Consider the following 11,177-nt stretch of genomic DNA (forward strand, 5'->3'; position numbering starts at 1 on the left):
ATAAAATTTGTATTTTCATGTAATAATAAAAATTATGAGCATTAATATCTTCAGCGCTTGCCTGTTTACTACCAAAGCTTTTGAGAACATCATGAAATATGATTACACTGATGCATCCATAACTATTTTTGATGCTGAATACACTATCGATATCAATATGTTAAGTGAAATTATTATCAATTATCCAACTGACTTTATTATTGTACTGAATAATCGCAATCACAGTCCAATTATGATAGCGAAAAGAATCATTATTTTATCCAAGCACACATCTGTCAATATCATTAAAAAAATCATCTATAGCATCTGTTTCTTTAGAGAAATAAAATCAAAGACAATATCGCTATCGCCTCATGAAAAAGTGTTTTTTGATTATTGGCTTGGCGGGGAAAAAATAAATTTTATCGCAGAACACATGTCTATCACCCCCAAAACGGCTAATAATATAAAAAATAATATTTATAAAAAATATGGAACAAAAGACTTACTTACATTTTTACTGATATCAAAGGTTTCAAATATGCGAGGCATCAGCAATGCCAAGCATTATAGAATAACCAGCTTCTGTCGGGCGGCCTGATTGAAACTTTTTCCCGCCATCAGCTCAACGTTTTTTGCTCTATTTTTCCAACCACGGCGAGGAGGTATATGAAGCCCACCGCATAACGTGCTGGGCCGTAACGAAAGTGCGCCAACCCGAGCCATGTACACTGTTACGTTTATTTTGTGGCGTCGCCCGAATGGCAAAAACCATCCCCGTCAGTACACTACGGATGTTGACCGGAAATACAGTATCGCCCATCTCATCCATACCTGGGCAGATTTAGCGGGGCTAAGCCATGACTTCTACGACCCGGAGAAAAGTCTGATCAGCGAGGCGTTCAGGCCGGCAACCCGCTGGATCGGCGATCCTTCATAAGAAGAACAGACTGAAAGATTTTGATGCGTTGCCTTCGGTTATCGATACGCCTAAAACTGAGCAATAAATCATTAGCTGACTATTAATAATAAAAAGAGATTATTATCGAAAAAAGTACTTTATTTACTGGTAGTTAACCTATAGCTACCGACTTCAAATCCCTGTATGCAGTATGTGGTGCAAACCACTTGAACCACACTGATTTTGCGAGCATCATCACAATAATCCCTTTTTTTGCCTATTTTGAATTATGTCATCTGTTCAAGCACTTCAAACGGCGATAACCAATATGTCTATGTGGCGTAAAGGCGACCAGCGTGCGCCACATAAACCATTGTTATTGCTTTATGTGCTTTCAGCCTATCAGAAAGGGCATTCGCGCTTGTTTCACTATGGCGACGAAATTCGTCCGCATATCCTGGCCCTTCTGAACAGCTTTGGGCCACAGCGGCGTGCTCATTATCCGGAGATGCCATTCTGGCGGCTGAGGGGAGATGGTTTCTGGCAGTTGCAGAATGATGAGCGTTGTTTGCTGCAGAAAGGGAGCAGACAACCGCCCAACCGCGAGTTGATTCAGCACGATGTCATGGGGGGATTTGATGAAGCCAGCTATCAGCTATTATGCAAACAGCCGCAACTCATCGATAAACTGGCTCAGCAGATCTTAAGCGAACATTTTCCTGAAAGCGTGCAGGAAGTGATTGCCAACCGTCTGGATCTGTCGATAGACGATGTACGCAAATCCCGCGATCCCCATTTTCGTCAATCGGTATTACGTGCGTATCAGTACCGTTGTGCAGTCTGCGGTTATGATTTACGCCACGATACGACGCCCGTCGGCCTGGAAGCGGCACACATCAAATGGAAACAATACGGCGGCCCCTGCACCGTGACCAATGGGTTAGCCTTATGTTCGGTACATCATTCTGCGTTTGATATCGGTGTTATCGGTATCGATGACAGTATGAAACTGATGGTTTCGGAAGGCGTGAACGGCAGCAAGATTGTCGAGCGATTATTCTGGGACTTTGAGGGAAAACAGTTGATTATGCCTAAAAAACGGGATTATTACCCGCTGGAGCAGTTTGTTGCGTGGCATCGGGGGCAGGTGTTTAAGGCGTAAATATCCCACTAAAAATGGAGTTAGATGAGGACTGGGGTATTCTATCAGCGTGGGGATTAGTCCATTTTTTTTATTTTTTGAAGTATTATTTCATCTAAATATCAACCTGTTATATTTTACAGTAAATATTTATTGCTAATACGGATAAGTAACAAATGACTTACTTTGGCTTTGGGGACAACGATGGATTGGCTTAATTCGCTATTGGTTGCGATATTGGTCGCGCTAACTTCTGTACAGCCTGCAAAAATTCCTATTGCGGTTATTTTGGTCGTGATACTGGCGCTAGTTTCTTTTGCGGTGCTTTACGTTTTTCGTGCAAGAAAAATAGTCATCCGATTAAAAAGAAAAGCTAAAATAATCTCAGGCTGGTCATCTGAAATCCCTTCGGAAAAGCTGAACAACCTTAATTCGTTATTTGTTAAGACATCCATGCATCACTCATGGAGCGAGTTCAAAGAGTCTCTACACCAACAAAAAAGTGTGATTGATGGTGAACTGAGGCTACAAAAAGTTCGAGCCACCGCACCCAGTGCCGCTTATTTCACTGAGCAGCAATTAGTGGATATTCCGCTTAATACTGAATTCTTTAAGCACCTGCCGGGCATTTTGACTGGCATCGGTATTATTGGGACGTTTTATGGTTTGATGATCGGTCTGTTCCATTTTGACCCGAGTACGCCTGAACAGGTGACAGACAGCGTGGCGGCGCTTCTGCGGGATGTCCTCTATGCGTTCCTGGGATCATTCACCGCAATTGCTGCGTCAATCGTAGTGACCTGGTTCGAGAAGTTCTCACTGGCTAAATGTTATAAATACCTTGAACAATTCACTGCGGCTATTGATCAATTATTCGAAAGTGGTGTTGGTGAAGAGTATTTGGCTGAGTTGGTGAAATCGAGTAATGAAAGCGCGACTCAGGCCAAGCAATTGAAAGACAGCCTGGTCACAGATTTGCGCGACATGTTGCAAAATCTGGTTGAAAGCCAGGTTAAGGAAAATGGCAAGTTAGCCCAAACCCTTTCTTCTAGCTATCGCGACAGTGGTCAGCAGTTTGCTGAGCAGGTGAGCAGCGCTATCGAAAGTAGCCTTAAGCCTTCCATGGATCAACTTATGGGCGTGGTGAAAAGCGCCAGCGGTGATCAAAGCACCAAGGCTCAGGGTGTGTTGGAAGATATGCTTAGCGCGTTTATGTCAAAGCTCGATAATACCTTTGGTAAGCAGTTCGACAATATGCACCAGATGATGGGACAGTCGGTTAGTGCTATTGAGTCCATGCAATCTGGTTTCTCTACTCTGTTGCAAGATATGCGTAATGCCAGCGAGGAAACCAAGCAGGGCAGCGCGGAGCTGATGGCTCAATTGCTTAACGAAATGAAGGCCGGTCAGCAGGCGGTGCAAGCGGGAATGAACGACATGTTGACCAGCCTGCAATCTTCAGTGGCAAAAATCGGCGCTGAGGGGGAAGGGGCTGGTGAACGTATGGCGCGGCAGCTTGAGCAAATATTCGCTGACAGCGAAGCGCGTGAAAAGGCTATGGCCGATCAAATGCAAGCGTTTATTGCGTCTATTCAGCAGACATCTCAGCAGGGGCAGCATGATACTATGCAAAAAATGGCTGCATCGGTGGAAGCTCTGGGTGAACAGTTGGGCTCATTATTCACTCAACTTGAGCTGGGGCAGAAACAGTTAACCAGTCATCAGCAGGATACTCAGACGTCATTACATCAGGAAACTCAGCAGATTATTTCCGGCTTTGATGAGCAGGTCAAAACCTTGCTGGGTGAGTTAAGCCAGCAGCGAGAAGCTACGGAACATACGTTGCATAAATTGGCGGAGCAAACCACCGCACATCTGCAAGATATGCATACAGGTGCGGATAAAATGCGTTTGGCGGCAGAACGTTTTGAGACTGCGGGCGACAAGGTTAAAGAGGCCAATCATCTTACTGCGGACGTGTTGACTAAAGCTCAGGGGGCGGGTAACGAATTGGGGCTGGCAAGCCGCGAACTTAGCACTGTTGTGGCGGACTATCGCAATAATCGGGATGCGGTGGCTAAATCGATTACCTTATTGGAAGGTATAGTGGCGAACGCGCAGGCTGAACTGTCGGCCCGAAGCCAATTCCTTCAAGAGCTCAAACAGCACAATGAAGGACTACATGATTACAACCGAGAGGCGAAAGAATTTCTGGAAAATTCGGGGCAGGTGCTGGCCAATGGTTTTAACCAATTCACCGATGGAATGAAAACAAGCTTGGATACTACTTTAGGCGCGTTGGATGCCAACTTGGACAGCGCGGTTAAACGCCTGGGAAGCGGCATTGAAGAACTTGGTGAAAGTATTGAAAGCCTCGAAGAGGTGCTGTCTAAAGTGCCTGCATAAGGGAGCTTGAGCCATGTTTGGTCAATCATTTCACGTTAAAAAACGCCGTGCTGATGAAGCCGAGAAACCTTTCTGGATATCATACGCCGACTTGATGACGGCGATGATGGTGTTATTTTTGGTTGTCATGGTAGCGTCTTTAAGTTCTGTTACTCAGCGTATTCAGCTTGTGGAGCAAGGCGAAAAGCTACGTGGGCAGGATATTTCGCGTTTGTGTGAACGTTTAGAGCTACACGCTAGAAACCTCAACAAAACGATAGTGGTGGATTGCCGGGATAACCGAATCAGTTTTGGGGAGGCCGGGCGATTTGACCATAACCGTTTTTTCCTCAATGCCAATGGACAGAGGGCATTGCAAGATGTTGTGCCGTTAGTGCTTGATGCTGCGAATAGCGATGAAGGGAAAAAATGGTTTAAACAGGTCGTGATCGAAGGCTTCACCGATACCGATGGTTCATATTTGTATAATCTGCATCTTTCTCTACAGCGCTCAGAGTGGGTAATGTGCAGTTTGTTAGACAGTCGAAGCCGCCTCCAGCAGCAGATAACTCCGTTTCAGCAAGAGCAAATTCGCCAGTTATTTTTAGCCGGTGGTGTTTCATTCAATAATGCCAAAGAGAGCAAAGAGGCCAGTCGTCGAGTTGAGTTACGAATGCAGTTTTTTGGCTTGAAAGATGCACACGATAAGCCTGCTGTGGACATTGAGGGGACCGTCGTACCTAGCTCCGAACGATGTCAGTTGGAAATGCCAATATGACATCAGCATTGTCCCGGTTATTTACTGATATCACCACCACAGTGGCGCGGCATGCCAAACCAGAGAACAGGCATTGGGGCTCTTTTCCCAAACTTAAAGCTGCTGAACAGGATTTGGCTAAAAGAATGGAGAAAAGTGAACGAACCATGCTTCCGCCGCTTGATAAAAGGCTGAAAGCCATATCGGCACTGCGTCAGCTAAAAGTGCTCACCAGACATGATTGGCAGCTTATTTTCGCGGGATTGTCCGATAAAGATCCTGACTCGGTGTTTCCTGTGTTGCTTGAAGATGATTCGCTTTATAGTCGTGTAGAGCAGGAAATACAGCAACGTATTGATAAGAAAAGGCTTAAGCGTCGCGAGTGGAAATTTTTGTGTAGCAGCTATTTTAGCTACCATGCGAAAAGACCGGACGAAAACAATAATTGGTGTTCTTTGCGCGATCAGCTCCGTATTGGATATGGCGTGATTAAGAGTCAGGTACGCAGAGAAAAAAGCTGGATGGCAGTGATTGATCAATATAGCGATCTCTTTACGCCGACAGCCGGTTCGCTGCTGGCGGAGAAAATGAGCTCGGGTGAGCTCGTTGATTTCTCCGCTTTGGAAATCGTCGCCCGCGTTCCGGATGATAGCTGGCTTTGGTATCGTGCGTTTGTTGTGTTATTAGCCAGAGTGCTGGAACTTGATGATAATGAGTTTAAGCATCGCTTGCCGCATCTGTTGGAATTGGCTCGCCAACGCGAGCGTTATAGAAATATTATTTTACGCGCTTGTTTAACTCAATATTATCGCTCTTCATTCAGAGATACTGCTCACCCTCAGTTAAAGCTAATGGTTTTGGAAAGCTGGGGCAGTCCTCAGTTACGTAGTAAACAGAACCGTTGGCTGGAATATTTAAAAGATCCTGATACCAGTGAGAAAATCTGCGGCATGGTGCGCAGTTGGCTTGCTAAGGAGGATATTGAGCACTTCTTCCAACTATTGAAAGGCAAAGGCGATGTGGATCAAGCTCGCCTGTTCTACTGGTTGCGGTTTGCTAATCAGATGGGATTTACTCGGATAGTGATGGGCGCAGATGCGCGTCATGATAGGCATTCGGACTTCATGTCATTCCGCAATGATAATAAAGGGCGGCTCAGTAGTTTATTGGGGGGAACCAGCGCTGATAATGCTGTGATTATGCAGATTGGTGATTATTTATTTGTCGAATTTTCACGTACTGGTAATGCGCTTTACGTTTATAAGACGTCTGATGCTCCCTTTAACCCGGAAGCGCGTGAGTTGCACATCAACGATTTAAAAAATGAGTACACAGCTAAAGCGCGGTTACGCCACGCTCCGAAAGCCGTTGGTTATACTCGGGAGCATCTCACGGGGTGGATGATCGACTATGAGTATCAGCTCAGACAGCTCGGTATTCGTTATCATTCTGATAATGAACGTTCGGCTTACGAGATCTCACCAGTGGGGATTGAACGCGCGAATAACCCAAAAAATAGTCCGATAGATTCAATATTCCCTCATTCAGAAGGGCAAAAGAACCAGCGTGAGCAGGATATAAAGCAGCTTCTCAAACAGCTTAACGCGACGGTTAGCGATAAACGGGGTCTGGGGGGCGCACTACATGTTCGTTTGGCTACACGAGATCCTGATGTTATCGCGAAACTTACCCGGCTTGGTTTCAAACCGAAGCATGGTGATCCGCTCACATTCTGGAGTAATTAATGCTAAAACGTCTGCTTAGCAAGTTTATAAATAATAATGCTTCCACTGAACAAGGGATAAGCCATCAGTACCAAATTGAGGAATCTGGATTATCGTTCTCATTCAATTTGACTGATGACGAAGCGTTATGGCCATTAGTTGCTTATATGGAACAGCTTGCTGAAGAAGACTATGTGGCAGAGTTTTCGGACCGATGGCTTCTAACCTGGGATGAGCTATATCGTTTATCGGAGGATCCTGCACATCACACCAGCCTGTCTTTGTTAGGCGTACCCGACGTTATGCCATTAAAAGCAAATTTGGCAGGACGCGGCGGACTGAGCGACGCTGATTTCAGCGTATATATTCAGGAATGGCAAGAAGTAGCAACGGGTAGAGCCATAACTTTTGAACATACTGGAGCGGTTATTACGGGGACTCAGGGCCAGTTCTTACTGAGTAAAGATAATTGGCGGTTGTTATCTGCCTTGCAGCAATTTCGTATTAATCAAAAACAAAATGCGGGTGAAACAACAAATCAACTGGGATGGGCAAAAATACGGCGATTAGCGAAGAAGGCTAATGCCAAACTGGATAATTATCTCACTAAAACTATTGTAGTTAAGCCTGAGTCGTTAAAGTTGAAATTTCGTAAGGCGACGATTCAGGAAACGCCGGTTATTGAAATTGAACCTTCTTTTGAAGATCAACCAGAGCAGTGGTTAAACAGTTTTGATAATAGCCAACGGGTACAGGACCAATATCGTGTATTGGGGAGCGATGGTTCACTCAGCCATGTGATTATTTCTCCGGAGGTTAAAGAAGTATTATCTTCGGTGCATTCGATCACTGGGCGTCGTGTAGCTGGTGATGATGCGATCTCTTTTGTGCGAAATCCATATGCTTTTATCGGTGAGGATGCGGTAAATGTTATTCCACCCGCGCAGCATGAGGAGGCGTTGCAAGACGCTCATATCTTCTTCCACCGTTTCAACCTCGAACCTCAGTTGGAGCCTGAAAATAATAGAATTGCTACTGTACTGCTCACCCTGGAACCTATTGCGGCCATACCACAACCAGTGGTGAGACTCTCTCTTGATAAGCCTCATGAGTTAGAAAAATTTGTACATGAGTTATCTGTTAAACTTGCTTCCGGGCTGCCGGCAGGGTTATGGCAGGGCTATGAACTGGAACTTGGTCAATTCACATTAGAACAATTAGAAAATTATCAGTCTTTATTATTACGCTGGCAGCAAGAAGCTGCCGGTGTGGAGTTTGATGACGTTCTCGACCTGAATAAATATGGCGATCGTGTTATCGGTATTGGTGCCTTTGAAAAAGTGACGTCACCTTTTTTAGCTAAAAGTCAGAGTGAAAATTGGTTACCTGACGGTATAAGTGATGGGTTACTGCCTGCGGATTTTTTTGCCGGATGGGATAAAAATAATCAAGATCAGTTGTCCGTCCTTGAAGAGCGTATTGAACGTGCTGAGCAGCAGCAAGATCCCTCTGTTGCTATGCCATGGAATGAACAAGACCTAGCGCTTGAACAGGCTAAATCGCTGTTAAAAGAGTGGCAAAAGAAAGGCGCTTCAAACGATAACGGATTGAATTCGGGAATTACTGAGCAGGAGCCACGAGCTGTTCTTCAAATTGAACAAAATATTGAATTTGCCGCCTATATCAAACAGCGACGCGAAGCGCTACTTGATGTCAGGGATGCGAAGCCAGTTTTACCTACTCTGCTTAAAGAACATATCCAGCTCCGTGAACATCAACATCAAGGCTTAGCCTGGCTACAGCAGCTTTTTCTCAAATCTCCCAATGAGGTATCAGGTTGTTTATTAGCTGACGACATGGGCTTAGGGAAAACGCTGCAAATTCTTGCTTTCCTGATGTGGTATATCGAGACAAATCCACTGGGGCTACCGACGATGATTGTTGCTCCTGTTTCTTTATTGGATAACTGGGAGCGTGAGCTAGATAATTTCTTTTATACCGCAGGCGTAGAAGTGCTTAAGCTTTATGGTGATGCAGTAAGATCGGTTAAATTTCGTAAAGATGAAATTCCACCTGAATTGAAAGCTAAGGGTATTAAAAATCTTTTACGCCCGGGATGGATTGCTAACGCGCACATTGTCCTTACCACTTATGAAACACTGCGCGATCAGGAATTCTCTCTTGCTCGTCAGCAATGGGCGATTATGGTTTGCGATGAAGCGCAAAAAATAAAGAATCCGGCGGCATTGATAACGCATGCCGCTAACGCCGTTCCGGCTCAGTTTAAAGTCGCTTGTACGGGGACGCCGGTTGAAAATACTCTGGTAGATCTCTGGAGCCTATTTGATTTTGCGCAGCCGGGGTTACTGGGATCGTTGAATGATTTTGGCAAGCGGTTTTTACGACCGATTGAAGGTGGTTTGGAACGGGATACTGAAGCGCTTGAATACTTGCGAAGCATGATTGAACCGCAAACCCTGCGCCGCACCAAAGAAGATGTAGCCAAAGACCTGCCGAAGAAAATCGAAGAACAGGACTGTAAACATCTAAGTATGTCATCGCCACAGCGGCATCTTTACCTTTCGTCGGTTGCGGACTGGAAGAAAAACCAGGAATTGCAAGAGCAAATGGCGCAGAACGGTGCAGGCATGTTGGGATTACTGCATAAGCTGAAGCTGATTTGTGCTCATCCGTTTAGCGTGAATCCCGATCCTCGGTTACGTCAGCAGTCGCCCAAAATGACCTGGATGCTAGATACGTTACGCCGAATTCAGATGGGTAGCAGTGATAAAGTTATTATTTTCACAGAGTTAAGAGATATACAACGTGAGTTACAGCATGCAATTATGCATACATTTGGTATTCGTCCTTACGTTATCAATGGCGATACCAGCACCAAAAGTAACAGCCTGAACAGTCGTCAGAAATTGATCGATCATTTTCAGGCGCAGCCAGGTTTTGGGGTGATTATTCTTTCCACCGTCGCTGTCGGTTTTGGCATAAATGTCCAACAGGCCAACCACGTTATTCACTTCACCCGTTGCTGGAATCCGGCGAAAGAGGATCAGGCTACAGACAGAGCATATCGAATCGGGCAAACCAAAGATGTCTATGTTTATTGCCCAACTGTCAGAGATGTACAAATCACCACTTTTGAAGAAACGCTGGACGAGCTGTTGCAGCGACGCAGAGCACTAGCAAGGGATATGCTGTGCGCGCAAAGTGAAATCTCCGGTGCTGATTTTGATGCGATGATCAATAAAACCGTGCGCTAATGGGGCATGGGGGACGAGGAAGCGCTGTGTAGGCCTATTCTGGTTTTGTCGTCTGGCGTAGTACTATGCATAAGTGTAAGCGCACCCATTTTAATTCCACTCTCTTTTTGAGATTTCGGGGTTTTCAGCCATCATCCTGTATTCTTCCGGTGTCAGGTTATTCAGGGATTCATGGGGACGCATGCTGTTATATTCATACAACCAGCAATCCGTGATTTCCTTGATTTCACTCAGTGTTCTGAGCAGGATCAAAAATCCAATACATCTGTTCGATACGTTCGGTTAAAGCGTTCGATAAACGCATTCTGCGTAGGCTTACCCGGTTTTATAAATTCCAGTGTCACGCCATGTTCTTCTGCCCAACGCGCCAGTGACGCTTACATTGATAATACCAAGTTAAGGTGTGGTCGAACTCTCCCCTAGTCATGATCTGGCCAAATTGGCGGCGTTCATCGATCGGGAGCGTTTAGAAACCGAATTTGGCCAACTTTGCTGCCAATAATGGTGCCTACTGACTCTGCGGTGTCTGTTGAATCCATGTCGATTCAGTAGGTTCGGAAAGTGATTTGTAGTTGTTACGGAAAATATTTACCACAGTAGTTCGGACAAGAGTTAAGATCAGAAAAATTTTAGTAGTCTAACGTTGCTTTTTCATTTATGGATACTAAGAAAGTGACTCTCTTGTCGGTTTTAAAGACACTGTTTTCAGCCGGTACATCGGTATTTTCAGCAACTAAACGGATTCGGGCTGAACGCAGCGCAGTTCGTGATCCGCAGCCTCAACCTCTCTTCAAAGTGATGGAGCTTACACTCATTCATTTGGGTAGGGATATCGAGCCTAATACAACTTTACTTAAACGTTGTCGGTTGTTTCTTGATCGTACAGTGTGATCTTGCCCAGCGACGGTGGACACTGCCTTAAGCGAGGTTTCTTTCCTCAAATTGCACCGGGCTTAGCCCGCCGTTGGCACTATGCCGTCGGTGCCGATTGTAGTCTATCTCGATATACTCGAAT

The 11,177-nt window shown here is 45.3% G+C and carries 7 protein-coding genes and 2 pseudogenes; 7 read left to right on the forward strand and 2 right to left on the reverse strand.

From position 1 onward, the window contains the following. The first annotated feature begins 34 nt into the window (after window positions 1–34). The 7 genes and pseudogenes from ABRZ28_RS21730 (at window position 35) to zorD (ending at window position 10,162) form a co-directional block, all read left to right on the forward strand. Window positions 35–580 carry a helix-turn-helix transcriptional regulator gene (locus ABRZ28_RS21730; protein ID WP_330521531.1) on the forward strand — a complete coding sequence of 182 codons (546 nt, stop codon included), beginning with the start codon at window positions 35–37 and terminating at the stop codon, window positions 578–580. 31 nt (window positions 581–611) lie between these two features. After that, window positions 612–986: pseudogene (locus ABRZ28_RS21735) on the forward strand (sulfatase-like hydrolase/transferase); the annotation flags it as partial. A 183-nt stretch (window positions 987–1,169) separates the two neighbouring features. Beyond that, window positions 1,170–2,042 (forward strand): phosphorothioated DNA-binding restriction endonuclease, encoded by an 873-nt coding sequence (locus ABRZ28_RS21740; RefSeq protein WP_330521532.1) that lies wholly within the window; start codon window positions 1,170–1,172, stop codon window positions 2,040–2,042. Window positions 2,043–2,225: 183 nt separating this feature from the next. Continuing rightward, entirely contained in the window at window positions 2,226–4,427 is a 2,202-nt protein-coding gene (gene zorA1, locus ABRZ28_RS21745; RefSeq protein WP_330521533.1) for a type I Zorya anti-phage system protein ZorA1, read from the forward strand. 13 nt (window positions 4,428–4,440) lie between these two features. Then, complete coding sequence (zorB1, locus tag ABRZ28_RS21750; RefSeq protein ID WP_330521535.1) at window positions 4,441–5,184, forward strand: type I Zorya anti-phage system protein ZorB1; 744 nt, start codon at window positions 4,441–4,443, stop codon at window positions 5,182–5,184. Continuing rightward, window positions 5,181–6,908, forward strand: coding sequence for a type I Zorya anti-phage system protein ZorC (zorC, locus tag ABRZ28_RS21755; RefSeq protein ID WP_330521536.1), 1,728 nt, complete (start codon window positions 5,181–5,183; stop codon window positions 6,906–6,908). The genes zorB1 and zorC overlap by 4 nt, the downstream gene beginning before the upstream one ends. Continuing rightward, window positions 6,908–10,162, forward strand: a complete 3,255-nt coding sequence (gene zorD / locus ABRZ28_RS21760) for a type I Zorya anti-phage system protein ZorD (protein WP_330521537.1) — start codon at window positions 6,908–6,910, stop codon at window positions 10,160–10,162. The genes zorC and zorD overlap by 1 nt, the downstream gene beginning before the upstream one ends. 90 nt (window positions 10,163–10,252) lie before the next feature. Here the strand turns inward: zorD and ABRZ28_RS21765 are convergent. Then, window positions 10,253–10,536, reverse strand: a pseudogene (locus ABRZ28_RS21765) (integrase core domain-containing protein); the annotation flags it as partial. Between the two features lie 544 nt (window positions 10,537–11,080). Continuing rightward, the coding region (locus ABRZ28_RS21770; RefSeq protein ID WP_330519443.1) for an IS3 family transposase at window positions 11,081–11,177 on the reverse strand (97 nt) is incomplete at its 5' end.

It is taken from the genome of Brenneria sp. g21c3, assembly GCF_040240345.1.
Taxonomy (GTDB): domain Bacteria; phylum Pseudomonadota; class Gammaproteobacteria; order Enterobacterales; family Enterobacteriaceae; genus Brenneria.

Bases quoted from the DNA above. Each gene is read 5' to 3' on its own strand.
- zorD (WP_330521537.1), top strand. From the start codon at position 6,908: ATGCTAAAACGTCTGCTTAGCAAGTTTATAAATAATAATGCTTCCACT.
- ABRZ28_RS21740 (WP_330521532.1), top strand. From the start codon at position 1,170: ATGTCATCTGTTCAAGCACTTCAAACGGCGATAACCAATATGTCTATG.
- zorC (WP_330521536.1), top strand. From the start codon at position 5,181: ATGACATCAGCATTGTCCCGGTTATTTACTGATATCACCACCACAGTG.
- zorA1 (WP_330521533.1), top strand. From the start codon at position 2,226: ATGGATTGGCTTAATTCGCTATTGGTTGCGATATTGGTCGCGCTAACT.
- ABRZ28_RS21730 (WP_330521531.1), top strand. From the start codon at position 35: ATGAGCATTAATATCTTCAGCGCTTGCCTGTTTACTACCAAAGCTTTT.
- zorB1 (WP_330521535.1), top strand. From the start codon at position 4,441: ATGTTTGGTCAATCATTTCACGTTAAAAAACGCCGTGCTGATGAAGCC.